The 25,649-nt window shown below is 73.3% G+C and carries 21 protein-coding genes; 14 read left to right on the top strand and 7 right to left on the bottom strand.

The features are described 5' to 3' along the window. Window positions 1-93 precede the first annotated feature (93 nt). Window positions 94-639, top strand: a complete 546-nt coding sequence (locus C1N91_RS15730) for a type 1 glutamine amidotransferase domain-containing protein (RefSeq protein ID WP_058750492.1) — start codon at window positions 94-96, stop codon at window positions 637-639. Between the two features lie 143 nt (window positions 640-782). Here C1N91_RS15730 and C1N91_RS15725 read toward each other — a convergent pair whose 3' ends face one another. Next, window positions 783-1,280, bottom strand: coding sequence for a molybdenum cofactor biosysynthesis protein (locus C1N91_RS15725; RefSeq protein WP_137768871.1), 498 nt, complete (start codon window positions 1,278-1,280; stop codon window positions 783-785). A gap of 373 nt (window positions 1,281-1,653) precedes the next feature. On the opposite strand from C1N91_RS15725, the gene C1N91_RS15720 reads away from it, so the two are divergent. From C1N91_RS15720 to C1N91_RS15700, 5 genes are all read left to right on the top strand, one after another. Further along, complete coding sequence (locus C1N91_RS15720; protein WP_254678275.1) at window positions 1,654-3,255, top strand: DNA-3-methyladenine glycosylase 2 family protein; 1,602 nt, start codon at window positions 1,654-1,656, stop codon at window positions 3,253-3,255. Window positions 3,256-3,296: 41 nt separating this feature from the next. Beyond that, window positions 3,297-3,845 carry a methylated-DNA--[protein]-cysteine S-methyltransferase gene (locus C1N91_RS15715; protein ID WP_137768869.1) on the top strand — a complete coding sequence of 183 codons (549 nt, stop codon included), beginning with the start codon at window positions 3,297-3,299 and terminating at the stop codon, window positions 3,843-3,845. Between the two features lie 179 nt (window positions 3,846-4,024). Continuing rightward, window positions 4,025-4,882, top strand: a complete 858-nt coding sequence (locus C1N91_RS15710; RefSeq protein WP_137768459.1) for an alpha/beta fold hydrolase — start codon at window positions 4,025-4,027, stop codon at window positions 4,880-4,882. Window positions 4,883-4,980: 98 nt separating this feature from the next. Beyond that, window positions 4,981-5,853 (top strand): hypothetical protein, encoded by an 873-nt coding sequence (locus C1N91_RS15705; protein ID WP_175416060.1) that lies wholly within the window; start codon window positions 4,981-4,983, stop codon window positions 5,851-5,853. Between the two features lie 368 nt (window positions 5,854-6,221). Beyond that, the gene (locus C1N91_RS15700; protein WP_058750490.1) at window positions 6,222-7,697 is read left to right on the top strand and encodes an APC family permease; all 1,476 of its coding nucleotides are present in this window, start codon (window positions 6,222-6,224) and stop codon (window positions 7,695-7,697) included. Between the two features lie 64 nt (window positions 7,698-7,761). Here the strand turns inward: C1N91_RS15700 and C1N91_RS15695 are convergent, their stop codons facing one another. After that, entirely contained in the window at window positions 7,762-8,541 is a 780-nt protein-coding gene (locus C1N91_RS15695; RefSeq protein ID WP_137768457.1) for a LysE/ArgO family amino acid transporter, read from the bottom strand. A 70-nt stretch (window positions 8,542-8,611) separates the two neighbouring features. Between C1N91_RS15695 and C1N91_RS15690 the strand changes: the two genes are divergently transcribed. Next, complete coding sequence (locus C1N91_RS15690; protein WP_137768456.1) at window positions 8,612-9,532, top strand: LysR family transcriptional regulator ArgP; 921 nt, start codon at window positions 8,612-8,614, stop codon at window positions 9,530-9,532. 80 nt (window positions 9,533-9,612) lie between these two features. On the opposite strand, the gene C1N91_RS15685 is transcribed toward C1N91_RS15690, so the two are convergent. Further along, the gene (locus C1N91_RS15685; RefSeq protein ID WP_217496446.1) at window positions 9,613-10,158 is read right to left on the bottom strand and encodes a TetR/AcrR family transcriptional regulator; all 546 of its coding nucleotides are present in this window, start codon (window positions 10,156-10,158) and stop codon (window positions 9,613-9,615) included. Between the two features lie 133 nt (window positions 10,159-10,291). Here C1N91_RS15685 and C1N91_RS15680 point away from each other — a divergent pair, with 133 nt between their 5' ends. The 5 genes from C1N91_RS15680 (at window position 10,292) to C1N91_RS15660 (ending at window position 17,208) form a co-directional block, all read left to right on the top strand. Beyond that, window positions 10,292-11,326 carry an aldo/keto reductase gene (locus C1N91_RS15680; RefSeq protein WP_137768454.1) on the top strand — a complete coding sequence of 345 codons (1,035 nt, stop codon included), beginning with the start codon at window positions 10,292-10,294 and terminating at the stop codon, window positions 11,324-11,326. Window positions 11,327-11,863: 537 nt separating this feature from the next. Further along, window positions 11,864-13,774, top strand: a complete 1,911-nt coding sequence (locus C1N91_RS15675; protein ID WP_217496445.1) for a glycosyltransferase family 2 protein — start codon at window positions 11,864-11,866, stop codon at window positions 13,772-13,774. Further along, window positions 13,771-14,511, top strand: a complete 741-nt coding sequence (locus tag C1N91_RS15670; protein WP_137768453.1) for an HlyD family efflux transporter periplasmic adaptor subunit — start codon at window positions 13,771-13,773, stop codon at window positions 14,509-14,511. Before C1N91_RS15675 ends, C1N91_RS15670 begins: the two co-directional genes overlap by 4 nt. Window positions 14,512-14,514: 3 nt before the next feature. Continuing rightward, window positions 14,515-16,587: a glycosyl hydrolase gene (locus C1N91_RS15665; RefSeq protein ID WP_137768452.1), complete on the top strand. Its 2,073-nt coding sequence runs from the start codon at window positions 14,515-14,517 to the stop codon at window positions 16,585-16,587. Window positions 16,588-16,710: 123 nt separating this feature from the next. Then, a complete protein-coding gene (locus C1N91_RS15660; protein ID WP_137768451.1) occupies window positions 16,711-17,208 on the top strand; it encodes a hypothetical protein in 498 nt (165 codons plus the stop codon). A 36-nt stretch (window positions 17,209-17,244) separates the two neighbouring features. On the opposite strand, the gene C1N91_RS15655 is transcribed toward C1N91_RS15660, so the two are convergent. Both C1N91_RS15655 and C1N91_RS15650 read right to left on the bottom strand, forming a co-directional pair. Then, window positions 17,245-18,024 (bottom strand): Fpg/Nei family DNA glycosylase, encoded by a 780-nt coding sequence (locus C1N91_RS15655; RefSeq protein WP_137768450.1) that lies wholly within the window; start codon window positions 18,022-18,024, stop codon window positions 17,245-17,247. 65 nt (window positions 18,025-18,089) lie between these two features. Then, window positions 18,090-22,919 (bottom strand): ATP-dependent helicase, encoded by a 4,830-nt coding sequence (locus C1N91_RS15650; RefSeq protein ID WP_137768449.1) that lies wholly within the window; start codon window positions 22,917-22,919, stop codon window positions 18,090-18,092. Between the two features lie 150 nt (window positions 22,920-23,069). On the opposite strand from C1N91_RS15650, the gene C1N91_RS15645 reads away from it, so the two are divergent. Continuing rightward, window positions 23,070-23,750: a PadR family transcriptional regulator gene (locus C1N91_RS15645; RefSeq protein ID WP_137768448.1), complete on the top strand. Its 681-nt coding sequence runs from the start codon at window positions 23,070-23,072 to the stop codon at window positions 23,748-23,750. A gap of 168 nt (window positions 23,751-23,918) precedes the next feature. Here C1N91_RS15645 and C1N91_RS15640 read toward each other — a convergent pair whose 3' ends face one another. Then, window positions 23,919-24,539, bottom strand: coding sequence for an alpha/beta hydrolase (locus tag C1N91_RS15640; protein ID WP_175416059.1), 621 nt, complete (start codon window positions 24,537-24,539; stop codon window positions 23,919-23,921). 73 nt (window positions 24,540-24,612) lie between these two features. Between C1N91_RS15640 and C1N91_RS15635 the strand changes: the two genes are divergently transcribed. Next, window positions 24,613-25,155: an NUDIX hydrolase family protein gene (locus C1N91_RS15635; RefSeq protein ID WP_058729559.1), complete on the top strand. Its 543-nt coding sequence runs from the start codon at window positions 24,613-24,615 to the stop codon at window positions 25,153-25,155. Between the two features lie 82 nt (window positions 25,156-25,237). Here C1N91_RS15635 and C1N91_RS15630 read toward each other — a convergent pair whose 3' ends face one another. After that, the gene (locus C1N91_RS15630) at window positions 25,238-25,438 is read right to left on the bottom strand and encodes a CsbD family protein (RefSeq protein ID WP_058750558.1); all 201 of its coding nucleotides are present in this window, start codon (window positions 25,436-25,438) and stop codon (window positions 25,238-25,240) included. Between the last annotated feature and the right edge of the window lie 211 nt (window positions 25,439-25,649).

The following is a 25,649-nucleotide window of genomic DNA, read 5'->3' as shown; positions in this document are numbered from 1 at the left end:
CGAACGTCCCCAGGCCGACCGGACGACCGTGGTCATCGCGCCGGGAGACCCTCGGCAGCGCGCCGGGAGACCCCGGCATCGGAAGGAGCGACCATGGCAGCCCTCGACGGCAAGAAGATCCTCGTCATCGCGACGAACTACGGCGTGGAGCAGGACGAGATCGTCGTCCCCACCGACCAGCTCCGCGAGCGCGGCGCCGACGTCACGGTGGCGGCGCAGGAGTCGGGTTCGATCGAGACCCTCGTCGGCGACAAGGACCCGGGCAAGTCGGTGTCCGTCGACACCACCATCGGCAGTGTCAGCGGCGCGGGCGACTACGACGCACTCGTCGTCCCCGGTGGCACCATCAACGCGGACACCATCCGCCAGGACTCGGACGCGGTCGCCCTCGTGAAGGCGTTCGCCGAGGCCGGCAAGCCCGTCGCCGCGATCTGCCACGGCCCGTGGACCCTCATCGAGGCCGGTGTCCTGCAGGGGAAGACGATCACCTCGTTCCCCTCGCTGCAGACCGACGTGCGCAACGCCGGCGCCGAGTGGGTCGACCAGGAGGTCCAGGTCGACGGCGGCCTGATCACGTCGCGCAACCCCGACGACCTGCCGGCGTTCGTCGACGCCATCGAGCAGGCCCTCACCGCCTGACCGTCGCAACACGCAACGTCGGCGACTCCTCGCAGCGGTACAGCGCTGCGCGGTGCCGCCGACGTTGCGTTTCGCGGAACGGCGCTCGCGGAACACGCAGGGGTCTCGCCGGTCTCCCGCAGCGGATGACCGCGCCGCTCCCGTCAGAGCGCGACCGGGCGTGCCGTGCGGAGCACCGCGGGCCCGAGGGCGAGCACGCCGTCCGACTCCGGGTCGCACCGCACGCCGCCGCGTCCCCGCATCGCCCGGAACGCGCCCGGCGCCAACTCGTGGTCCATCCACGCGCAGGGGTTCGCCGGCCGGTACCCGTGGAAGCGCACCGGGCCGCCGGAGCCGGGGCTCTCGAGCGAGAACGGCTCGCCCCGGAGCGCCTCGACGTCGGCCCCGCGCAGGAAGACGTTCCGCCGGGTGGCAGCGGGGTCGATCGCGGCGCCCACCGCACCGGCGACGGCGTCGAGCCCCTCGATCCCGATCACCGTCACGGTGGCGTGCACGTGCGCCCGCGCGGCGAAGTAGCGGTCACCGACGATGCCGAGCCCCGCGCGGAGGTCGATCTGGTCGCGGAGCTCCGGACCCTCGGCGGGCAGCGCACCGTCCGCCGGACGCCCCTCGTACCGGTGGCGCGGAGAGACGAGCAGCATCGCGACCTCGACGTCCGTGCGGAAGGGCAGGTCGCCGGGGCCGGCCACGTCGTCGACGGAGGTCACGGCACTCACGGTAGTCGTGCCTCCCGGCCGGCTGCGTGGGATCGGGGCGGACCCGAGACGCTGGAGCGGACCCGAGACGCCGGCGTGTGTGCGAGACGCCGGCGTGTGTGCGAGACGCCGGCGTGTGTTCGGGACGCCACGCGGGCCGCGAGACGCCGCCGGATCTCGCGGCGTCTCGACGCGGTTGGTGCGTCTCGACGCGACGCCGTCGTCTCGACGCCCCCGCCGACCGACGGGCAGCGACCACCCCCACTGCCGTGTCCGATTCCCGCCAGTGGCTGTCGGCGGCCCGTGCCAGGCTGACGGCGTGACGATCCCCGTACCCCGCACCGAGCCGCAGCCCGACGTGCAGCACGCCGAGCGCCACCGGGCGGTCGCGTCGCGCGACGCCCGGTTCGACGGGCAGTTCGTCACCGCCGTGCACTCCACCGGCATCTACTGCCGTCCGAGCTGCCCCGCCCGCACCCCGCGCGCCGAGGGTGTCACCTTCTACCGCACCAGCGCCGCCGCGCACCTCGCCGGCTTCCGCGCCTGCAAGCGCTGCCTGCCGGAGGCGACCCCGGGCAGCCCCGAGTGGGACCTCCGCGAGGACGTCGCCGGTCGCGCCGTCCGACTCGTCCTCGACGGTGTCGTCGAACGCGAGGGCGTGCCCGGCCTCGCCGCGCGCGTCGGCTACTCGGAGCGGCAGCTCAACCGGATCCTGACCGAGGAGCTCGGGGCCGGGCCGAAGGCGCTCAGCCGGGCGCACCGTGCCCAGACCGCCCGGACGCTGCTGACGTCGTCGGACCTGCCGGTGGCCGACGTGGCGTTCGCGTCCGGCTTCACCAGCGTGCGGCAGTTCAACGACACCGTCCGCGAGGTCTTCGCCCTCACCCCCTCCCAGCTCCGAGCCCGCCGGACCGACGGCCGCAACGACGGCGCGCCGACCGCCGACGACGGTTGGCTGCACGTGCACCTCCCGGCCCGCCCGCCGTTCGACCTGCAGGGCCTGCTCGACTGGCACGCGCTCCACGCCCTGCCGGGGCTCGAGCACGTCGAACGGGACGCCTCGGGTCGCGTCACCGCCTACGGTCGCCTCGTCACCCTGCCGGGAGGCCCGGCCCGCTTCACCGCCTCGGCCCCCGCCGCCGACGGGGCCGGCCGGGGCGCGGGGCGCACCGGGGTCGCCCTGCGCGTCCGGCTCACCACGCTCTCCGACCTGCCGACGCTCGTGGCGCGGGTGCGGGCCCTGTTCGACCTCGACGCCGACCCCGAGGCGGTCGATGCGGTCCTCGCGGCGGACCCGGTGCTCGCCCCCGCGGTGGCGCGGGTCCCCGGCATCCGCCTGCCCGGCGCCGTGGACGCGCACGAGGTCGTCGTCCGCACCCTGATCGGGCAGCAGGTCTCGGTGGCCGCTGCCCGCACAGCGCAGACCCGACTCGTGGCCGCGCTGGGGGCGCCCGTCGACCCCGGACTGGCCGAGGACGGGCTGCTGTTCCCGACCGCGGCGACGATCGCGACCCACGGGCACGAGGTCCTCCGGGGGCCGGCGGCGCGCGTGGACACGATCCTGCGTGTCGCAGCGGCGCTCGCTGACGGGTCGCTCGTCGTCGACGCGGGACAGTCCCTCGCGGAGCAGCGTGCCGGGCTCCTGGCGGTCAAGGGCATCGGCCCGTGGACGGCGGACTACGTCGCCCTCCGGGTCCGGCACCACCCGGACGTGTTCCTGCACAGCGACCTCGCCGTGCGGAACGGTGCACAGGAGCTTGGTCTGCCCGGTGGTGCCCGCGAGCTCTCCCTACGGTCGGAGCAGGTGGCGCCGTGGCGGAGCTACCTGACGATGCACTGCTGGCGTCCGATCGTCGACCGCGCGACCGTGGCGGCGGAGACGGCAGCGGCGACCCACCAGCAGCAGGAGGAGAGACGATGACCGACCCCACGATGTCCGAACCCACGATGTCCGAACCCACGATGTCCGACCCCACGACGACCGACCCAGCGGCGACGCTGCCGGCGGCGACGGTGCAGACGCTCGACACCCCCGACGGCCCCTTCACGGTGCTCGAGGACGCCGAGGGCCACGTGCTCGCATCGGGCTGGACCGACGACTCCGCGCGGCTGCTCGCGCGGCTGGCCGAACGGCACCGTCCGCGCCGACTGACCGACGGTCGGGTGCGGTCGGCCGACGCGGTCGAAGCCTTCTACGCGGGCGAGGTCGAGGCGGCGATGCGGGTCCCCGTCCGGCAGCACGGCACCGAGCTCTTCGCGGAGGGGTGGCGGCAGCTCCGGGCGATCCCGGCCGGTACGGTCCTGACCTACACCGAGCTCGCGGCAGCGATGGGGCGGCCCGACGCCGTCCGTGCGGCAGCGAGCGTCTGCGCCCGGAACGCCCCGGCGCTGTTCGTGCCCTGCCACCGGGTGCTGCGGTCCGACGGGTCGCTCGGCGGCTTCGCGTGGGGGCTCGACGTGAAGCGCTCCCTGCTCGAGCGCGAGTCGGTCGGGGTGACCGCGCTGGTCTGAGTCGACCGGAAGCGCTCGCTGAGCTGGGCCGTCCGAGCAGAGTGCACAGGGAACGTGGAGCGCTCCCCCTGGTTGCGGGTGGTGACGCTCACGGTCCGGACTGTCATGCTCTGGGTACCGACCCGCACGGTCCATCCGCAGGACCCGACGCAGCGCCGTCGCACACCTCGGAAGGACCCATGCCCGCCGACCAGCACGCTCCGCCCGGACAGCCCCAGCGGGACCCCGGACACCTCGACCGCACCGTCGTGTCCGCGGACGGAACGGCGCTCGCGGTCGCCGAGAGTGGTTCCGGGCCCGCCCTGGTGCTGGTCGGTGGGGCGTGGGACCACCACGGCAGCCCGGCGTCCGACCGGATCGTCGCGGCACTCCGCGACCGCTACCGCGTCGTCACCTACGACCGGCGGGGTCGGGGTGCGAGCGGGGACACGGCGCCGTGGTCGGTCGAGCGCGAGGTCGAGGACCTGGCGGCGGTCACCGCGTCGATCGGCGGCCCTGCCGACGCCGTGGGGTGGTGCGTGGGCGCCGGTGTGGTGCTGCGCGGCCTCGCCGCGGGCGTGCCGTTCGGGCGTGCGGTGCTCTGGGAGCCGCCGTACCGCGCCTCGGTCGATCCGCAGGGCGACGACGTCCTCTTCGCGGACTTCCTCGACGGGCACGTCGCCGCCGGACGGCGGGCGCAGGCGGTCCGGGCGTTCCTGTCCCGCGTGCTCGGCGTCCCGATCCCGTACATCACGGCGGCCCGTCTGAAGCCGGGGCTCTGGCGGTCGCTCCTGGCCGACGCACACGTGCTCGCCCGCGACGTCCGGGTGCTCAACGGCCTCTCCGTGCCCGAGCGGGTCGCGGCGTCGGTCGGCGTGCCGGTGCTCGTGGCCTCCGGCGACGGCGGCCCCGAGTGGATGCGGCAGGCCTCGGTCGCGCTGGCCGAGGCGGTCCCCGGTTCGCGGCACCTCGTCGTCCCCGGCCAGGGACACGTGCCGGAGCCGAGGGTGCTCCGGCACCTGGTCGACCGGTTCGTCGGGATGCCGACGGAGGAGTGACCGCTCCGGCTGCCGGGGAGTTGCGCGCGGGCGGGTGCACGGCAGTCGTCCCGGTCGTCGCGGACGGGCAGGCCGCACGGGTGCGAGAGGATGGGGTCGTGACTGCTCCCCGCCTCGGCCTGCTGCTCGACGTCGACGGGCCCATCGCCAGCCCGGTGACCCGCACGATCGCGATCCCCTCGATCGTGGCCGATCTCGTCGCGCTCGCCGCCGAGGGCGTCCCGATCGTCTTCAACACGGGCCGCAGCGACGCGTTCATCCGCGAAGAGGTCGTCGGTCCGCTCGTGGCCGGCGGCCTCACCGAGGCCGGTCGGGTCCACGCGGTGTGCGAGAAGGGCGCGGTCTGGTGCTCGATCGGCCCGCAGTACGAGGGCGGGATGAGCGACCTGGTCGTCGCCGAGGACCTCGCCCTCCCGCGGGACTTCGCCGACGAGATGCGCGACCTGGTCCGCGACGAGTACGCCGACCTGGTGTTCTTCGACGAGACGAAGCACGCCATGGTGTCGATCGAGCAGCGCGTCGATGTGCCGAACGCCGCCTACCTCGCCCGCCAGGCCGAGTTCGACGCGAAGGCGATGGCCGCGCTCGAGCGGCGCGGGCTCGGTGTCCGCCGGCTCGACGACGTCCGACCCGACGCCGACGGCGCCGTGCAGTGGCGGGTCGACCCGACGATCATCTCCACCGACGTGGAGTCAGACCGGTCCGGCAAGGACATGGGCGCCGAGCGTGCCCTCGAGCTGCTCGCGCAGGACGGGGAGCTCCCGGTGACGTGGCGGACCGTCGGGGACTCGCGGAGCGACTACGCGATGGCCGACTGGCTGCACGCGAACGGCCACGACGTCGCGCACGTGGACGTCCGACCGGCGGACGGCATCCCTGAGACGCCGTTCCCGGTGCTCACCGCTCCCGACGGGGTCATCCACGACGAGGCGGGCGCGCGCTTCCTGGCCGACTGGCGCCGCGGGGTCTGACCCGCACCGAGACGCGGGCGTCAGCACCAGGCGCCCTGCGCGCCACGAGACGCCGGCGTCAGCACCAGGCGCCCTGCGCGCCACGAGACGCGGGCGTCAGCACCAGGCGCCCTGCGCGCCACGAGACGCCGGCGTCAGCACCAGGCGCCCTGCGCGCCACGAGACGGTCCCAGATCCGGCGTTGTCTCGCGGCGTCGGCGTCGGCGTCGTCTCGCCGCGACGCCGTCGTCCCGTGACGCGCGGGGCGGACTCCGGCCGCGCCTCCCGTCCGGACGGCTGGTGCTGCCGGGCCGGCACCGTTTGCGAGCCAGGGTGGTACACCAGTACCCTTCCGGGGTCCACCGCCAGCCGATGACGGGAACCTCCCCATGGCAACACCGCTCCGCATCAAGTCGATCGAGGCCTCCCTCGCCGACTCCGAGGAGAAGGGCCGCTCGCTCAAGCGGTCGCTCAAGACGTTCGACATCGCCGCGATGGGCATCGCGGTCGCCGTCGGCGCCGGCATCTTCTCGGTCGGCGCGAACGCCGCCGCGAACTTCGCCGGACCGAGCGTCATCATCTCGTTCCTGCTCGCCGCCGTCACCTGCGGCCTCGCGATCATGTGCTACGCCGAGTTCGCCTCGACCATCCCGGTCGCCGGCTCCGCGTACACCTTCACCTACGCGACGATGGGCGAGCTGCTCGCCTGGATCGTCGGGTGGGACCTCATCCTCGAGACCCTGACCGCGAGCGCCGTCATCGCGAAGTACTGGGGCATCTACCTGAGCACCGCGTTCGGGGTCTTCGGCATCGACCTGCCCGACACGATCCAGCTCGGCCCGATCGGCTTCACCTGGGGGCCCGTCCTGATCGTCGGCGTCTTCACGCTGCTGCTCGCCTTCGGGACGCGCCTGTCGTCGCGCGTCTCGGCGGTCATCACGATCATCAAGGTCGCGATCGTCGTCTTCGTCATCGTCGCCGGGGCGTTCTTCGTCAAGGCGGCGAACTTCGCGCCGTTCGTCCCGCCGGCGGAGCCGTCCAAGGGTGCCGAGGGCGGCGTCCTCACCCAGTCGCTCGTCTCGTTCGTCACCGGCCAGGCCCCGGCGCAGTACGGCGTGTTCGGTCTGCTCGCCGCGGCCTCGCTGGTGTTCTTCGCGTTCATCGGCTTCGACGTCGTCGCGACGAGCGCCGAGGAGACCGAGAACCCGCAGAAGACCCTGCCCCGAGGCATCTTCATCGGCCTCGGCATCGTCACGCTGCTCTACATCGGCGTCAGCATCGTCATCACCGGCATGGTGTCCTACCAGCGCCTCGCCGACGAGGAGGCCCCGTCCCTCGCCTCGGCGTTCGACATCGTCGGCCTGCCGTGGGCCGCCGGCATCATCGCGATCGGGTCGCTGATCGGCCTGACGACGGTCGTCATGGTCCTGCTCCTCGGGCTGTCCCGCATCGTGTTCTCGATGAGCCGCGACGGTCTGCTGCCCCGCTGGTTCTCGAAGACGAACCCGAAGACGCAGACGCCCGTCCGGGTGCAGGTCGTCGCCGGTGTCGTCGTGGCGTTCATCGCCGGGTTCACCGCGGTCGAGCGCCTCGAGGGCATGATCAACATCGGCACGCTCTCCGCCTTCGTGCTCGTGTCGATCGGCATCGTGGTGCTGCGCAAGACCCGTCCCGACGCGCCCCGGGCCTTCCGGGTGCCGTGGGTGCCGGTGCTGCCGATCCTCTCGGCGGTGCTGTGCTTCTGGCTCATGCTCAACCTTGAGGTCGAGACCTGGCTGCGCTTCATCGCGTGGCTGGCGATCGGGTTCGCGATCTACTTCGGCTACAGCCGTCGGCACAGCCGGGTGGGCAAGGGCCTGCAGTAGCGGACGCCGCCGTGCTGCGTCCGCCGCCGTGCTGCGTCCGCCGCCGTGCTGCGGTGCGCCGTGCCTACGCGCCGACGGCGAGCGCGACGCCGAACGACAGCATCACGACGGCGACGAGCCCGTCGAAGACCCGCCAGGTGAGGGGCTTCGCGAACAGTGGACGGAGCAGCCGTCCACCGAACCCGAGCGCGCCGAACCACAGGCAGCTCGCGGCGACGGCACCGACGGTCCACCACCAGCGGTCGTCGACGCCCTGCTGGTTCGCCACCGAGCCGAGGAACACGAGCGTGTCGAGGTACACGTGCGGGTTCGCCCACGTGAAGACGAGCATCGTCGCGACCGCCGCACCCAGCGTCGGGACCGCGCGTGCTGCGGCGGTCCGGGTCGCGGGGGTCGAGCCCCGGCCGGGAGGCTCCTCCGCGCCCCGCCCCGCAGCTCCGGCCGTCCCGTGCGCGGCTCCCGCCCGTGCGACCGTCGACCGCGCAGCCGTCGTCGGGACGACCACACCGTCGTCCGCCGCGTCCTGCTCGACGGCCATCGCCGCCCCGGTGGGGCGCAACGCCCGTCTGGCCGCGAGCACCCCGTAAACGACGAGGAACGCCGCGCCGACGAACCGCACCACCACGAGCGCGACGGGGAAGCGCTCGACGACGGCGCCCACGCCGAGAACCCCGGCGACGATGAGCACCGCGTCCGACACGGCACAGACAGCGACCGCCGCGGCGACGACCCGCACGGGAGCGCTGACGGCGAGCCGGAGCAGGTAGGCGTTCTGCACGCCGATCGCGACGATCAGGGCCAGGCCGGTACCGAGCCCGGCGAGCAGGGGGAGGAGTGCGGTCACGCTCCCGACGCTACGAGCGCACCGGGATGCAGTCCAGCTCACGTTCCTGCAGCACCGTAAGCTCTGCTGTATGCTCCGGCTGCAGCGAGACCACCTCGAGACGCTCCTCGCCGCGGTCGACCACGGCACGCTCGACGCCGCGGCCCGCGCGCTCGCGATCACGCCGTCCGCCGTGTCGCAGCGGATCAAGGCGATGGAGCAGCAGCTCGGTCGGGTACTGCTCCAGCGCACGACCCCTGTGGTGCCCACCGCCGACGGTGAGGTCGTCCTCCGGCACGCGCGCCAGGCCCGGCTGCTCGAGGACGAGACCGCCCGGGCGCTCGGCGCGGTCGGAGACGCCGACGGTCCGGCTGTGCCGTCGATCCCGCTCGCCGTCAACGCGGACACGCTCGGCACCTGGTTCCTCGACGCCCTCGCCCTCGTCCGGGTCGACACCGAGGTCGTGTTCGACCTGCACCGCGAGGACCAGGACCGCACCGCCGAGCTCCTCCGCGCCGGCACGGTGATGGCCGCGGTGACCGCCGAGGCCGACCCGGTGCAGGGCTGTTCGTCGGTACCGCTCGGCGTCGACCGCTACCGGGCCGTGGCGTCACCCGCGTTCGTCGACCGGTACCTCGCCGGTGCGGTGTCCGAGCGGCAGATGACGACGCGGCTGGACGCGGTCCCGCTGGTCGACTACGACCGCGACGACGACCTGCAGCAGGGGTACCTCCGCCGGGTCCTCGGGCACGCCCCGCGCGGACCGCGGCACTTCGTCCCGACCTCGGCGGACTTCGCGCGTGCGGTGTCGCTCGGGTTCGGGTGGGGGATGCTGCCGGAGGCCCAGTGCCTCGAGGGTCTGGGAAGCGGTGCGCTCGTCGAGCTCACCCCGGGCCGTCGAGCCGACGTGGCGCTGTGGTGGCAGCGGTGGAACCTGGCGTCACCACTGCTCGAGCGTGTGACCGAGGCCGTGCGGGCGACCGCGCGCGAGCGACTGCACCAGCCCGGCTGAGCGCCGGAGCGGCGGGCGGGGGCGGGCCGGGCACACCCGGGATCTCCGGCGGCTGCGGGTGCGGCTGCGGCGGCTGCGGTTCAGACGGTCGCCCGCCAGCGCAGCCCGTCGACGAGCACCCCGACCAGCTGCTGGCTCTGCTCGGTCGTCGGCGCCCCGTGGCACAGGTCCGCGACCGCGCGGAGCAGCTGCGTGGCGTCGAGGTCGCTGCGGATCGTGCCGGCGGCCGAGGCGGCGTCGAGCAGTCCGGTCAGTGCCCCACCGAGCCGACCGATGAACCAGGGGTGCAGCCCCTCGAACGCCGGGTCGCCGGACTGCAGTGCCGCTGCCAGGCCACGCTTCGTGGCGACGAACCCCGTGAACCGCTGGAGCCAGAGCGCGAGGGCCTCGTCCGGGGCGTGGTGGTCGGCGAGGTCCACGGCGGCGTCGGCGCACTCCTCGACGGCCTGCTGGAACACCGCGACCACGAGGTCGGAGCGCTGCGGGAAGTGCCGGTACAGCGTGCCGACGCCGACCCCGGCGAGGTCGGCGATCACCTTGGCGGGTGCGTCGACGCCCTGCTCGGCGAAGACCTGGCGGGCGGCGTCGACGAGGGCGTCGAGGTTGCGGCGGGCATCGGCGCGCACGGTGCCTCCAAGGGCGATCACGAGGTGGGCTTGCGGAAACGGAAAGCCGTTCCGTATGCTTCCGGAAGAGCGTTCCGCTTCATCCCAGCCTACGACGGCCGGCACCGGAGCGCCACCGACAGGAGGCACCACCATGCAGTACCGCACCCTCGGCCGCACCGGCATCCAGGTCAGCCCCTTCGCGCTCGGCGCCATGATGCTCGGCACCGACGGCCGCATCGGCAACGGCGACGAGCAGGACTCGATCCGCATCGTGCACCGTGCGCTCGACGCCGGCATCAACATCATCGACACCGCGGACCGCTACTCGCAGGGCGGGTCCGAGGTGCTCGTCGGCAAGGCGATCAAGGGTCGGCGTGACGACGTCGTCCTCGCCACGAAGTTCAACGGCCCGATGGGCGACGATCCCAACCGGCGCGGGAACTCCCGCCGGTGGATCACCACCGCGGTCGAGGACTCGCTCCGCCGCCTGCAGACGGACCACATCGACCTGTACCAGGCACACCGCCCCGACGACACGGTGGACCTCGAGGAGACGCTGTCCGCCCTGACCGACCTCGTGCGGAGCGGCAAGGTCCGCGCCATCGGGTCCTCGGACTTCCCGGCCTCGATGCAGGTCGAGGCGCAGTGGACGTCCGAGCGCCGCGGGCTCGAGCGCTTCCGCTCCGAGCAGCCGACGTACTCGATCCTCAGCCGCGGCATCGAGCGCGAGGTCCTGCCGGTCGCCCAGCGGTACGGCATGGGCGCACTCGTGTGGAGCCCCCTCGCGGGCGGCATGCTGACCGGGCGCTTCCGTCGCGGCCAGCAGAACGACCTGTCGCGGGCCGGCATGTTCCGGCACGACCAGGACGACCGGCGGATCGACGCGGTGGAGCAGGTCGTCGCCCTCGCCGAGGAGACCGGCATCCCCACGACCCACCTCGCCCTCGCGTTCGCGATCGCGCACCCGGGCGTCACCAGCGCGCTGATCGGACCGCGGTCGGTGGAACAGCTCGACGACCTGCTGGCCGCGGCCGACGTCGCGCTCTCCGACGAGGTGCTCGACCGCATCGACGCGATCGTCCCGCCGGGCACCGACGTCACCCGGCTCGACCAGCAGTACCAGCCGCCCGCGCTCCTGCGCCCCGAGCTCCGTCGCCGCCCCGTCGCCGAGCGCTCCGCCGCCTGACCCCGGCTCGCCCGAGGCCCGTCCCCCTCGCGAAACGCAACCCTGGCGGTTGCTCGCAGCGCTGTACCGCTGCGAGCAACCGCCTTCGTTGCGTCCCGCGGAACCAGAACCAGAACCGGAACCGGAACCGGAACCGGAGCCAGAACCGGAACCAGGACCGCAACCGGGACAACCGGGAGCGGACCGCGCCACCCGAACCTGCGACCCGCAACCCGCACCGCGGCGTTGCGGGAAACCGCAAGAAGCGGCGGGGTCCTGCGGGATTCACGGGACGGACACACGGGCGAGCAGAGCGGGTCGTAGTGTCGCAGACGACCGACGGCACGGGCCGTCGCCGCACGACCGCTCTCGACACACCGAACACCGCGACCGCACCCTCGGTCGCGACCTCCCCGGCGCAGGATCCCTGGTCCCTCGCCGAGCCGGACCCCGAAGGATCCGGACCCATGTCGCCACAGTCGCCGACGCCCGTCTCGCGACCCGTCGGCGTCCCTGCCTGCGGGCCGTGAGTCTCTCCCGACCCGACAGGAGACCCTCATGTCCGCACCCACGGACGTCCGTCGCTCGCGCCCGGACGCCAGTGCTCCGCAGTACCACCGGAGCGCTCCACCGCAGTCACCCGACGTGGCGCAGCTCGTCGAGCAGCCGCTCCCGCAGCAGCTCACCCCGCGGGACCGCGAGCGTGCCCGCCGTCGTCGGCAGACCGAGCAGGTCCCACACGTGCGGCCCCGTTCCGAGAGCCGCGCGCACAGCCCCGTCATGGTGCTCATCGTGCTCGTCGCGACCCTCGGCGTGATGGCCTACGCGGTGTTCCTCCTCGACCCGGCGAACCGTGGCGACTTCCTGCCGTACGGCCTGGTGATCGTCGCGGAGAGCGTACTCGTCGGCCAGGCGCTGCTGTCGATGTGGACGATCCTGTCCGGTGGTGCGGACCCGCGGGACTTCGCGTTCCACCACACGCAGGACACGCTGTTCGACCGGGACACCATCGAGCGCGACGGCCTCGCCGACCAGCCGCACCGCTGGCCGATGCACGTGCGCGGACGCCGGGTCGTGGTCGACGTGTTCATCACGGTGTACGGCGAGGAGCTGTCCAAGATCGCCGCGACCGTCCGCGCCGCGGTGGCGATGCGCGGCGAGCACCGCACGTGGGTGCTCGACGACGGCCGGAGCGACGAGGTGCAGGCGCTCGCCGCCCAGCTCGGCGCACGGTACGTCCGCCGCCTGTCGTCGCACGGCGCCAAGGCCGGCAACATCAACCACGCGCTGACCCTGGCCAAGGGCGACTACTACGCCGTGTTCGACGCCGACTTCGTCCCCGAGCCGGAGTTCCTGTTCGAGACCGTGCCGTTCTTCGCGGACGACACGATCGCGTTCGTCCAGACGCCCCAGACCTACGGCAACCTGCACAACCTGGTGTCCCGTGGCGCCGGCTACATGCAGACGGTGTTCTACAAGTTCATCCAGCCCGGCCGGAACCGCTTCAACGCCGCGTTCTGCGTCGGCACGAACGTCATCTTCCGCCGCAGCGCGATCGACGACATCGGCGGCATGCACACGGACTCGAAGTCCGAGGACGTCTGGACCAGCCTGATGCTGCACGAGCGCGGGTGGAAGTCGGTGTTCATCCCGATGACCCTGGCCGTCGGCGACGCCCCGGAGACCATCGAGGGCTTCACCAAGCAGCAGCTGCGCTGGGCGACCGGCGGGTTCGAGATCCTGCTGACGCACTTCCCGTTCAACCCGAAGCACCGCCTGACGATGGACCAGCGCCTGCAGTACCTCGTCACCGCGAGCTTCTACCTGACGGGCATCGTCCCCGGCCTGCTGCTCCTGGTGCCGCCGCTCGAGATCTTCTTCGACCTGCGCCCGATGAACCTGTCGATCGGCGCCGGCGAGTGGGTGCTGTTCTACCTCGGCTTCTACCTCATGCAGGTCGTCCTGGCCTTCTACGCGCTCGGCTCGTTCCGCTACGAGACGCTCCTGCTCGCCGCCGTGTCGTTCCCGATCTACGCGAGCGCGCTCTGGAACGTCCTGTGCGGCAAGGAGCAGGCCTGGCACGTCACCGGTGCGAACCGCGGTCGCACACCGTCGCCGTTCAACTTCATCGTGCCGCAGGTGCTCGTCTTCGTGTTCCTCGCCCTGACGAGCGTCGTGGCGGTCTGGCGCGACACCGGCAACGGCCAGTTCACCCTCGCGACGGCCTGGAACATCACGAACACCCTGGTGTTCGCCGCGTTCATCGTCGCGGCCTTCCGCGAGCAGGCCCGGAACCGCGTCGCCGACCGCCAGCGCGGCCGCGTCGAGCCGGTCCGTCCGGCCGCGCTGCTCGCGCAGGCGCCGGCCAACCCCGTCCGGACGACCGTCGTCCGGCCCGACACCCTCGAACCCCAGCGCGCCGCGATCGCCGGCGTCGCGATGCAGATGCAGGACGGAACCCGCGCATGACCTGGACCAACCGACTCCGACTGTTCGGCGGCCTCGTGGTCGTCCTGGTGATCGTCGCCGCCTGCACGCTCGTCTTCAACCAGCGGCAGAGCGCCGTGGCCAGCACCTCGGCCGCGATCGCTGCGCAGGAGTACGCCGTGGGCACCGACTACGGCGGCACCGTCACCGAGGAGTACGTCCAGGAGGGCGACTCGGTGAAGAAGGGCGAGAAGCTCCTGCAGGTGCAGAGCCTGCAGCTCGCGCAGGACATCCGCAAGGGCGTCGTCGGCGCCGACACGCAGACGAGCGCGTACGACATCGGCGAGGACGGCTTCATCACGTTCAAGGCCGAGGTGTCCGGCACCGTCGCCAAGATCGACGTGAAGACCGGCGGCTACGTGCAGGCGGGCTCCGAGCTCGGCACGATCCACAAGGCGGACAGCCTCTTCGTCACCTCGAACTTCACCGTGACGCCCCGCGACTACGGCCGGATCCAGAACGGCGCCGAGGTCGAGCTCCGCCTGCCCGACGACCGCACCATCACCGGCACCGTGAAGAACGTGAGCGTGGAGACGAACGACGCGGGCCGAGCGAAGACCACCGTCGACGTCGAGAGCCCCGAGCTGTCGGCCTCGCCGTCGACGGGCATCACGAGCCCCGGGACGCCGGTCGACGCGACCCTGCACCTGCGCGACGACGGCACGCTGGCGGGCGTCACCGACGCCGTCCGCGACTTCTCGCGTCAGATCGGGCTGTAGTCGGTGCCGTACCACCTGCGCACCGACGGCCGCCCTGCGGGCGCACGCCGGGCCTCCCGACCGGCGCTCCTGGTCGTCCCCCTGGTGACGTCCGTCGCCCTGCTGCTGAGCGCGTGCACCGGGACGGGAGGCACGGACCACCCGACCCCGTCGGCCACAGCGGCCGACTCGGCGGCCCAGGCGCGCGCGGTCGCCGCCCTGGGTGACGTCGCGTCGTCCACGGTGGGCACGATGCGCCTGGCCGAAGGGCTCCTGCCGCCGACGAACCGCTGGTTCTCCGGTCTGGTGTTCGGGGACGCCCCGCAGCCGGTGTTCCCGACGCCGATCTCGTGGCAGGTCACCTCCGACGGCTTCGCCGCCGGACTACCGGACGTGACCGCGACCGAGAAGACCATCGCCGGCGGCGCCGTGCCGCAGGTCGGGTTCGACCTCGGGGCGACGAGCACGCTCGTCTCCGCGTACGACGCGGTCTCGGTGACCGTCGAGCACCGCGACGGCGACACGGTGCTCGGGCACTCGGTCGTCGCCGAGGGCTCGCCCCTGGTGACCTACACGGCCGACCGCGACCAGACGATCACCGGCACCGCGCCGCTCGACCGGACCGGCGACCACACGGCGACGATGTCCGGCGGCGGCCGCACCTGGCAGGTCGTCGTGCGGGACGGCTCCGTCTCGGCGTCGGGCGTGACCCTGCGCCGCGGCGGATCGGTGGTGCTCCTGCCGACGCCGGACGGTGCGTCCTCGTCGCAGGTCGCCCGGCTCGTCGAGGCCGCACGGCCGCTCTCCGGCACGACCCTGGAGCGCAGCGCGTCCGGCGGTTCCCAGCGCACCACGCTGTCGTACGACTTCGACGGCGGTGCCGGCGTGCTCGTGCCGCAGCCCGGCCAGGGCACCGAGGGACTGACGTGCACCGACCTGCGCGTCGCGACCATCACGGGTCCCGCCCCGTTGTGCACCGGGACGGCCCTGCGCTTCGGCGTCGACACGGTCGAGCCGTCCGACCGGCTCGACCTGTCCCGCCTGACCGACGGCCAGCGGGAGACCCTGGCGGCACAGGTGCGGCAGGACGCCTCGAAGGTCGACGCCTCGTCGTACGCCGCGGACTCGTACGGCGGCGGGAAGGACCTGTACCGCGTCGCGACGCTCTACCGGCTCGCCGTCGCGCTCGGGCTGGACGACCAGGCCGCGGCGCTGAAGACGTCCGTCGTCGCCGAACTCGACCAGTGGTTCGACCCCGCCGGGTGCGGTGGTCGCACGGCACGGTGCTTCGCGTACGACCCCGAGGTGCACGGCCTCGTCGGGCAGCAGGCGTCGTTCGGCTCCGACGAGTTCAACGACCACCACTTCCACTACGGCTACGTGCTGTCCGCCGCCGCGATGGTGGCCGACGGCGACGCGTCCCTCGTGCAGAAGTGGCGCACCGTCGCGGACCTCGTCGCCGCGGACATCGCCTCGCCGACCGCAACGGAGTCCTTCCCGGCGCTCCGCGTCTACGACCCGTACGCGCAGCACTCGTGGGCGTCCGGCTACTCGCCCTTCGCCGACGGCAACAACCAGGAGTCGTCGTCCGAGGCGGTGTCCGCCTGGAACGGCCTCGCCCGCTGGGGCGCCGTGTCCGGGTCGTCGACGCTCGAGTCGACCGGCACGTGGCTGCTGTCGAACGAGGCAGCGTCTGCGCAGCGCGACGTGCTCGACCCCGACCTGTCCGCGTTCCCGGGCTTCACGCACCGGGTCGTCTCCCTGAACTGGGGCGGCAAGCGCGACCACGCCACGTGGTTCAGCGCGGCCGCAGCGGCCCCCGCGGGCATCGAGCTCATCCCGATGCCGGCGATGGCGGGCGAGTACGTCGACGCGGGCGGGCGGCAGCAGATCCAGCGGGTGCTCGACGAGGCCGTGCCGGACGGCCGGTACGACGTGCAGTTCGGCGACTACCTGCTCATGTACCGCGCCCTCGGCGGGAAGTCCGATGCAGCGGCGGCACTCCGCGACGCCGAGCGGCTGCCGGACGCGGTGATCGACTCGGCGAACACGCGGTCGTACCTGCTCGCGTGGATCATGACGCGGGGCCGGTCGTAGCGGCAGGTCCTCGCACGCCCACCCGACGGGCGGCGCGGCGGTCCCCGACCGCGGTGCCGCCCGTCGTTCGCTTCCCGGACGCTCTGGGGTCCTGCACGGGGACAGCGGCCTACCGTCCAGGGCATGACCACGCGAGCCAAGACCGCCACCGCGCTGCTCGGCGCTGCCACCCTCGCCCTGCTCCTGACGGCGTGCGACCCGGGCGGCGCCCAGAACATCGACCCGGTCGGCAAGGTCCCGGGGGACGAGCAGAAGTCGCAGTCGGCGGAGTGCGCCGTCGCCTCGAGCAACGCCGTCGACGCCATCGGCACCGCCGTCGGCCCGCACGACACGACGGACTTCGCCAACGTCGCCGAGGGTGACGGCGGCTGGTACCTCGCCGCGTCGATCGTGCCGTCGGACAGCAAGGACGCCAACGACGACGAGCTGACCATCTGGGCGACGGAGACCGACCCGACGGCGCAGGACTGGGACGGCACCATCTACGCCGTGAACCAGACCGCGAAGGACGCCAGCTCGGACGAGTCGAAGTCGGCCTCGCCGGCGCCGAGCTCCTTCAGCGCGGACTCGGACGCTGCGAAGCGCGCCGAGAGCTGCGCCGTCGAGGCCGCCGACCGCTGATCCCAGGCCCCACCCGGCTGGCTCCGGCCGGTCGGCTCAGGTCTGGCAGCGCGGGCACCAGTAGGTGTCCCGCAGCGTGAGCTCCGAATCGCCGAGCTCACCCCGCCGCACGGGCGTCCCGCACCGCAGACAGGGCTTGCCCGCGCGGCCGTACACCCAGAACCGCCGCCCGGGCCGATCGACCCCGGTCGTCACCCGGTTGCTGCGGTCGCGGTTCATCGTGATGAGCCGGTGCGCCAGCGCGATCACCCGTGCCGGGTCCGACACCTGTCCCACCGGCCGCGTCGGCTGCACGCCGCGCAGGAAGCAGAGCTCGTTCCGGTACACGTTGCCCAGGCCGGCCAGCACCCGCTGATCGAGCAGCGCGAGGCCGATCGGGCGCTCCGGGTCCGCCGTCAGGTTCTCCAGCGCCCGGTCGGTGTCCCAGTCGGGGCCGAGCAGGTCGGGGCCGAGGTGCCCGACGACCTCGGACTCCTGGTCGCGCGGCACGACCTCGAGCACCCCGAGGGTGAACCCGACGGTCGAGACGTCCGCGGCGTCGAGCACGACGCGCGCCTGGTGTGCCGGTCGTCGCCACCGCTCACCGGGCGCGTAGACGTCCCAGCGACCCTCCATCTTCAGGTGCGAGTGCACGGTGAGGTCGCCGATGCGGTGCAGCAGGTGCTTGCCGCGCGGCACGACCTCGTCGACCGTCCGTCCGACCAGGTCGAGGGTCGCGAACGCGGGGACCCGGAAGTCCGAGCGGGTCAGGACCTTGCCTGCGAGCGCGGTGTGCAGGCGCCTGGCGGCGCGGAAGACGGTGTCACCCTCGGGCACGGTCCACCTCCGGACGCGTCGCCCCGGTCGGGCGGTCGAGTGCCGGCCTGGAGGCCCCGGTCGCCTCAGACACGGAGCCGCAGCCCCTGCGGGGTCGCCGTGAACCCCGCCTCGCGCAACGCCGATCCGAGCGGGGTCTCGAGCACGAAGTCGCCGTCCACCCGCTCCACCGAGAGCTTCCGCAGCCCGCTCCGGACGGTCGCGGCGATGGACCGCGCCGCGACCGCGAGGTCCGCCGGGTCGTCGGTGAAGGTCAGGACGGACTTGCCGCCGCGCTCCACGTAGACCGCGAGGCGCCCGTCGACGGTGGTCACGAGGGCTCCGGCCTTGCGTCCCGGTCGGTGTCCGCGACCGGTCGTGGTCGTCGAGCGGGTGGGTGCGGGCGCCGCTGCACCACGACCACCGGCGGGTGCTCCGGCGTCCGCCCCGGCAGCGGCGGCAGCGGGGTCGGCGTCCGGGTCTCCCGACGCGTCGTCGGACGGCCACGGCAGTGCCGCGCCGTACGGGTTGGCCGGGTCCGTCGCCGCCAGGGTGAGTGCCTGGCGCTCGCGGTCCGGGTCGGCCCGTTCGTCGTCGTCGAGGTCCCGTGCGTAGGTCCGGAGCCGGTCGACGGTCGGGCTCGTCGCGAACTGCGCCGCCCCGAGGCCCTCGACGAAGTACCCCCGGCGTGCACGGCCCGACTCCTCGAACCGGCTGAGCACCCGGTAGACGCCGGCGAACCCGCCCCGGACGCCCTCGACCTGCACGGCGCCGCGGGTCACGACGCCGTACCGCTCGAGCAGCTGCTCCGCGGTGGCGGCCGCACGCAGCGTCGAGTCGGACTCGGCGAGCGGCAGGATCGACCACCGGCCACCCACCGACGGCGGGCCGGACTGCGACGGCAGCGTCGGGCGACGGCGACCCCGGTAGGCCCGGGCGCGGGGCGCGCTGGTCGACCTCGCCTTGCCGCCGAGCATTGCCCGCAGCGGTGCGAACGTGTCGTTCGTGATCTGACCCGCCCACACCAGGTCCCACAGCGCGGTCGTCAGCGCCTGGTCGTCGGTGCTGCCGACCGCCTGGCCGAGCTGCCGGAAGAAGTAGGCGCCGCCGCCGGCCAGGGCCCCGAGCACGTCGCGCTGCAGCTCGGTGGTCTCGCCGCCGTCGGGCTCCGCCAGGGTCGTCGATGCGGTCTCGGCCAGGTGCAGGCGCACCCACCCGTCGTTGCCGGGCAGGGTGCCACCGCCGGACCAGAGGACCTCGCCGGTGGCGGTCAGCTCGTCGAGCATGCTCGTGGAGTAGTCGGTGACGCGGGACGGCAGCACCAGGGTCTCCCACGCGCTCGCGGGCAGGGCGACCCCGGCCAGCTGGTCGATGACCTGCAGCACGCCGTCCACGCCCCGGAGTCCGCCGCGGGTCCCCGGTGCCTGGACGTGCTGCCACGCGGGCAGGAACCGGGCGAGGGTGTCCGGCGAGACCGGCTCGACCTCGTGCCGGAGCGCCGCGAGCGACTTCGTGCGGATGCGGCGGAGCATCTCGGCGTCGCACCACTCGGCGCCCTGTCGGTCCGGGCGGAACTCGCCCTCGACCACTCGGCGGTCGGCGACCAGCCGGCGCAGGGTGTCCTGGACGACGGCGATGCCGAGCCCGAGCCGGCTGGCTGCCTCCTGCGCGGAGAACGGTCCGTGCGACCGGGCGTAGCGGCCGACCAGGTCGCCGAGGGGGTCCGCGACGGGTTCGACGAAGGCGGTCGGCACGCCGATCGGCAGCGGGACGCCGAGGGCGTCGCGCAGGCGGGAGGCGTCCTCGATCACGGACCAGCGCGTCGTACCGCCCTGCGAGAAGGAGAGCACCCGGCGGTCGCGCTCGAGCGTCTCGAGCGCTGACCGGACCGTCGCGGCCGCGGTCCCGTGGTCGACGGTGTCCTCGGCGGTGCGCTCGACGGCGTCCTGGTCGAGGGCGTCCGCGGGGAGCGTGCTGTCGGCCACCCAGCTCCGGGCGACGAGCTCGTCCAGCTCGAGGGCGCCGACGAGACGCAGCACGTCGACGAGCCCCTCGGCGTCGCGTGCACGACGGTCGGGGGAGAGCCGCTGCAGGTCGCGCTCGACCGAGGCGATGACCGCGGGGTCGAGGAGCTCGCGGAGCTCCGCCCGCCCGAGCAGTTCGCCGAGCAGGGTGGAGTCGAGCGACAGCGCGGCCGCCCGACGTTCGGCCAGGGGCGAGTCGCCCTCGTACATGAACGCCGCGACGTACCCGAACAGGATCGACCGGGCGAACGGCGACGGCTGCTCGGTCTCGCGCTCGACCAGGCGGATGCGGCGCTCGGCGATCTGGTCCGAGATGCCGAGGAGCGCCGGGACGTCGTACACGTCCTGCAGGACCTCGCGCACGGTCTCGAGCACGATCGGGAACGTCGGGTACTTCCGGGCGACCTCGAGCAGCTGCGACGCCCGCTGGCGCTGCTGCCAGAGCGGGGACCGCTGGCCGGGGTTCCGGCGGGGCAGGAGCAGCGCGCGCGCCGCACACTCGCGGAACCGGGCGGCGAAGAGCGCGGAGCCGCCGACCTCGTCGGTGACCAGTGCCTCGAGGTCGTCGCGCTCGAAGACGAACAGGTCGGCACCGGGTGGCTCGGCGTCGGTCTCGGGGATCCGCACGACGATGCCGTCGTCGGCCGCCATCGCGTCGCCGTCGATGCCGTGTCGTTCGCGCAGGCGGGCACCGACCGCCAGGGCCCACGGCGCGTGCACCTGCATGCCGTACGGCGAGTGCAGGATGAGCCGCCAGTCGCCGAGCTCGTCGCGGAACCGCTCGACCACGAGCGTGGTGTCGTTCGGCACGTGCCCGGTGGCCGCGCGCTGGTCGCGCAGGAACGTCAGCAGGTTCGTCACCGCTCGTTCGTCGAGTCCGCCGGCGGCGACCCGCGCGCGGGCGTCGTCGTCGGACGCGGCGTCGACCTCGCGCACGAACGCGCCGGTCGCCCGGCCGAGCTCCGCGGGCCGGCCGATGCCGTCGCCCTTCCAGAACGGCACGCGTCCGGGCTGCCCGAAGGCCGGGCTGACGATCACCCGGTCGTGCGTGATCTCCTCGATCCGCCAGCTCGTCGCGCCGAGGGCGAAGACGTCGCCGACGCGGGACTCGTAGACCATCTCCTCGTCGAGCTCACCGACGCGCGACGCCTTCTCGCCCACCATGAAGACGCCGAACATGCCGCGGTCGGGGATGGTGCCGCCGCTCGTCACCGCGAGCCGCTGGGCGCCGGGACGCCCGGTCAGGGTGCCGTGCACGCGGTCCCACACCAGGCGTGGCCGGAGCTCGGCGAACTCGTCGCTCGGGTAGCGCCCGGTCACCAGGTCGAGCGTCGCCTCGAACGCCGACCGGGGCAGCGAGCTGAACGGTGCGCTCCGTCGGACGAGCTCGAACCAGTGCTCGACCTCGACCGTGTCGACCGAGCCGGCAGCGACGGTGTGCTGCGCGAGCACGTCGAGCGGGTTCGCGGGCACCGAGATCGCCTCGATCTGCCCGGACACCATGCGCTCGACGGTGACCGCGCTGTTGACCAGGTCGGCGCGGTGCTTCGGGAACAGCACGCCGCGCGAGATCTCGCCGACCTGGTGCCCGGCGCGACCGACCCGCTGCAGGCCGCTGGCCACCGACGGCGGTGCCTCGACCTGCACGACGAGGCCGACCTCGCCCATGTCGATGCCGAGCTCGAGGGAGCTGGTCGCGACGACGCAGCGCAGCCGCCCGGACTTCAGGTCGTCCTCGATGATCGCGCGCTGGTCCTTCGAGACGGAGCCGTGGTGGGCGCGGGCGAGCGCGGGGACCGCCGGGTCGGAGCCGCCGCCCTCGGTCTGTCCGGACTGCCCGATCACCTGCGCCGGGGGTCGCTTCGGCTGCGCGACCGGGGCGTGCGCGGACGCCCGGCCGGGCGACTGGGTGACCGGGGCCGCGCCGACGGCGGCGACCTCGGCCTCCGGTCCGGCGACGTCGGCGAGCACCCGCTCCTCGTGGATCTCGTTGAGACGGGCGGTCAGGCGTTCCGCGAGCCGCCGCGAGTTGGCGAAGACGATCGTCGACCGGTGCTCCTCGATGAGGTCGACGACGCGCTCCTCGACGTGGGGCCAGATCGACCCGTTCGTCGGCGACTCGGTGGCGTCGGCACCCACGGGCGGGGCGCCGAGCTCGGTCATGTCGTCGACCGGCACGACGACGCGCAGGTCGAAGGTCTTCTGCGCCGGCGGGGCGATGATCGACACCGGCGCGCGGCCGCCGAGGAACCGTGCGACCTCCTCCGCCGGGCGCACGGTCGCGGACAGGCCGATCCGCTGCACGGGCTCCTCGAGCAGGTCGTCGAGCCGCTCGAGCGAGACCGCCAGGTGTGCGCCGCGCTTGGTCGAGGCGACCGCGTGGACCTCGTCCACGATGACCGTGTCGACGTTGACCAGGGTCTCGCGCGCCTGCGACGTCAGCATGAGGTAGAGCGACTCGGGCGTCGTGATGAGGACGTCCGGCGGCTGCCGCAGGAGCCGCTGCCGGCCGGAGGACGGGGTGTCACCGCTCCGGACACCCACCGTGACCTCCGGCGGTTCCGTCCCGAGGCGCCTGGCGGTCTGCGTGATGCCGACCAGCGGACTGCGGAGGTTCCGCTCGACGTCGACACCCAGCGCCTTGAGCGGGGAGACGTACAGCACGCGGGTGCGCTGCTTCGCCGGCGGTCGGTCGGTCGCGCTGATGAGCCGGTCGATCGACCACAGGAACGACGCGAGGGTCTTGCCGGAGCCGGTCGGGGCGATCACGAGCGCGTGCTGCCCGGTGGAGATCGCGTCCCAGGCGCCGGCCTGTGCAGCGGTCGGGCCGGGGAACGCGCCGCGGAACCACTCCGCGGTCGCGGGGGAGAAGCGGTCGAGGACGTCCGTCATGGTCCGTCCCATCCTGCCCGCCGCCACCGACAGCGGTCCGAGGGAACGGGAACGCTTGACAGAACGATAGTTACCGATCTATCGTTGAGCCATCGCGACTGGTACACAACTGATCGCGAGCCCACTTCACCACGACAGGAAGGAGTCATCATGCGCCCCTCGTACGATGACCTCGACAGCACCACGCCCCGCCGCGGCACCCGCGGCACCGGTCCGCGCGGCCCCCGCTTCGGCGGCGCGCGGCAGCACCACGGCCACGGCTTCCCCGGCCGCGACCGCGGCGACCACGACCACGGTGGTCGCGGCGGCTTCGGTGGCTTCGGCCCCGGCGGACGCGGCTTCGGCCCGGGCTTCGGTCCCGGGTTCGGCGGCGGCCCCGGGTTCGGACGCGAACGCCGCCGTCGCGGCGACGTCCGCCTCGCGATCCTCGGCCTGCTCGCCGAGGGCCCGCAGAACGGCTACGCCGTGATCAAGACCATCGCCGAGCGCACCGGCGGCGCCTGGAAGCCGAGCCCCGGCTCGGTCTACCCGACGTTCCAGCAGCTCGTCGACGAGGACCTCGTCGTCTCGACGGGCGACGGCCGCAAGACGCTCTTCGAGCTCACCGACGCGGGCCGCGCCGAGGCCGAGGCGAAGGCGGACGAGATCGCCGCCGCGTTCGACGCCGCGCCGGGCATGCCCGACACGCAGCGCGAGTTCGTCGAGGCACTCCGCAAGGCCATGGGGGTGCTGCACGTGTACCGCACCAGTGCCTCGGACGAGCAGACGAAGGCCGCGACGGCGAAGATCGACCAGCTCCGCAAGGACCTGCTGCAGATCCTCGCCGAGTAGCGGCCGGCGGTCCGCGCGACCCGGCGTCGGACGGGAGGCCCGTGGCGGGCCCGCCACGCGCCTCCCGTCCGTCAGCCGGTCACCCGGACACCTCCGCGAAGGCGACAGTCCACCGCAGACCAACCGCGGCGGGCTGTCGCCTTCGCGGTTCCGTCGTCCGTCCGCTCGTCAGGAGGCATTCATGAAGGTGGCCACGTCTGCGAGCTCCTCGGCGGACACCGCGTGCGGCAGGCCGGCGTACGTGCGGTCGGTCACGTCGGTGTGCGCCGCGGCCCACGCCCGCGTGCGGGCGGTGGCCTCGGCCGGGATCACCGGGTCGAGATCGCCGTGCCCCAGGAAGACCCGCGGCCGGACGGTCGCGACGGCCCCGTCGCGGGAGTCCGTCACCCCGGGCACCACGAACCCGGAGAGCGACACGGCGAAGGCGAACGCCCCGGGCCGGGCGCGGAGCAGCTGCAGCGCCATCGAGCCACCCTGCGAGAACCCGAGCAGCCCGATCCGCGGATGATCGGCGGCCACCGAGTCGATCCAGTCGAGGACGCCCTCGACGGCGGCGTCGACCGGCTCGAGCGCGGGGGACCCCGGCGTGCCGAGCGGGTACCAGGAGAACCCGGGTCCCCACGGCATCGGTGCACGGAGCGACGCGATCGTCCACGCGGACGGCAGCGCCGGCGCCAGGCCGAGCAGGTCACGCTCGTTCGAACCGACCCCGTGCATCGTCACGAGCAGGGGCGTCCCCGCGCGCTCGTCGGCCGGGCGGGTCCACTGCACGATGTCCGCATCGATCACGTGGACAACGCTAGCCGTCCACAGCGACCGCGCCTTCCGCCGAACTCGCCGGGGCGACTGGTAGACACGGTGCATGGCCTCGCTGCGCACCCCCGACCCCGACTCCGGCTGGCTGTCCGACGAGGAACTCGCGAACGTCCGTCGTCGACTGCCCATCTGCTACGTCGAGGCGCTGCCCGTCCGGACCGACGGGCTCGGCGTCGTGACCGAGGTCGGCGTCCTGCTCCGCGTCGCGCCGAGCGGCTCGATCGCCCGCACCCTGGTCTCCGGCCGCGTCATGTTCGGCGAGTCGATCCGCACCGCGCTCTTCCGGCACCTCGAGAAGGACCTCGGCCCGATGGCCTTCCCGCAGCTGCCCGCGAGCCCGACGCCCTTCACGGTGGCCGAGTACTTCCCGCTGCCCGGTGCCTCGGTGTTCACCGACGAGCGGCAGCACGCGATCTCCCTGGCGTACGTCGTCCCCGTCACCGGGACCTGCGAGCCGCGGCAGGACGCCCTCGAGCTCACGTGGATGAGCCCGATGGAGGCGGCATCCGACGCGGTGGCCGAGGAGATGGAGGGCGGTCGCGGGGCACTCCTGCGCGCCGGCCTCGCCTCGGTCGGCGCCCTGCACTAGCCGTCCACTCGACACCGACACACGACGAAGCCCCCGGAACCGTACGGTTCCGGGGGCTTCGCAGCGCGGTCGTGGACCGGCTTCAGTGCTTCTCGTCGCGGAGGGAGTCCGCGACGCCGTGCGCCGCGTCCTTCACGTCGTCGACGCCCTGCTTGGCCGACGCCTTGGCCTGGTCGGTCTGACCTTCAGCCTTGAGCTTGTCGTTGCCGGTCAGGTTGCCGAGACCCTCCTTGACCTTGCCGACGAGCTTCTCGCCGGTGTGGTTCTCTTCGCTGCCAGCCATACGGTCTCCTTCCAACGACGGACGATTCCCCGTCGGCAGCTCGCGCCGCCTTCGGTGAAGGCGAACGTACGCGGGAGCCCTGCTGCTGCTCCCACCGGACGTCCAGGTTCCGGATGCCAACGCGAAAGCGACAGGACGCCGCTGAACACCGGCGGCATCCTGTCGCTTCGGCGGATCACTCAGCCCGAGCAGCCCGAGCAGCCCGAGCAGC

The sequence above is a fragment of the Curtobacterium sp. SGAir0471 genome (assembly GCF_005490985.1).
Taxonomy (GTDB): domain Bacteria; phylum Actinomycetota; class Actinomycetes; order Actinomycetales; family Microbacteriaceae; genus Curtobacterium.
This window is presented reverse-complemented; position numbering and strand designations above follow the sequence as displayed.

Bases quoted from the DNA above. Each gene is read 5' to 3' on its own strand.
- C1N91_RS15730 (WP_058750492.1), top strand. From the start codon at position 94: ATGGCAGCCCTCGACGGCAAGAAGATCCTCGTCATCGCGACGAACTAC.
- C1N91_RS15725 (WP_137768871.1), bottom strand. From the start codon at position 1,280: ATGCTGCTCGTCTCTCCGCGCCACCGGTACGAGGGGCGTCCGGCGGAC.
- C1N91_RS15715 (WP_137768869.1), top strand. From the start codon at position 3,297: ATGTCCGACCCCACGACGACCGACCCAGCGGCGACGCTGCCGGCGGCG.
- C1N91_RS15710 (WP_137768459.1), top strand. From the start codon at position 4,025: ATGCCCGCCGACCAGCACGCTCCGCCCGGACAGCCCCAGCGGGACCCC.
- C1N91_RS15700 (WP_058750490.1), top strand. From the start codon at position 6,222: ATGGCAACACCGCTCCGCATCAAGTCGATCGAGGCCTCCCTCGCCGAC.
- C1N91_RS15690 (WP_137768456.1), top strand. From the start codon at position 8,612: ATGCTCCGGCTGCAGCGAGACCACCTCGAGACGCTCCTCGCCGCGGTC.
- C1N91_RS15680 (WP_137768454.1), top strand. From the start codon at position 10,292: ATGCAGTACCGCACCCTCGGCCGCACCGGCATCCAGGTCAGCCCCTTC.
- C1N91_RS15675 (WP_217496445.1), top strand. From the start codon at position 11,864: ATGTCCGCACCCACGGACGTCCGTCGCTCGCGCCCGGACGCCAGTGCT.
- C1N91_RS15670 (WP_137768453.1), top strand. From the start codon at position 13,771: ATGACCTGGACCAACCGACTCCGACTGTTCGGCGGCCTCGTGGTCGTC.
- C1N91_RS15660 (WP_137768451.1), top strand. From the start codon at position 16,711: ATGACCACGCGAGCCAAGACCGCCACCGCGCTGCTCGGCGCTGCCACC.
- C1N91_RS15650 (WP_137768449.1), bottom strand. From the start codon at position 22,919: ATGACGGACGTCCTCGACCGCTTCTCCCCCGCGACCGCGGAGTGGTTC.
- C1N91_RS15645 (WP_137768448.1), top strand. From the start codon at position 23,070: ATGCGCCCCTCGTACGATGACCTCGACAGCACCACGCCCCGCCGCGGC.
- C1N91_RS15635 (WP_058729559.1), top strand. From the start codon at position 24,613: ATGGCCTCGCTGCGCACCCCCGACCCCGACTCCGGCTGGCTGTCCGAC.
- C1N91_RS15630 (WP_058750558.1), bottom strand. From the start codon at position 25,438: ATGGCTGGCAGCGAAGAGAACCACACCGGCGAGAAGCTCGTCGGCAAG.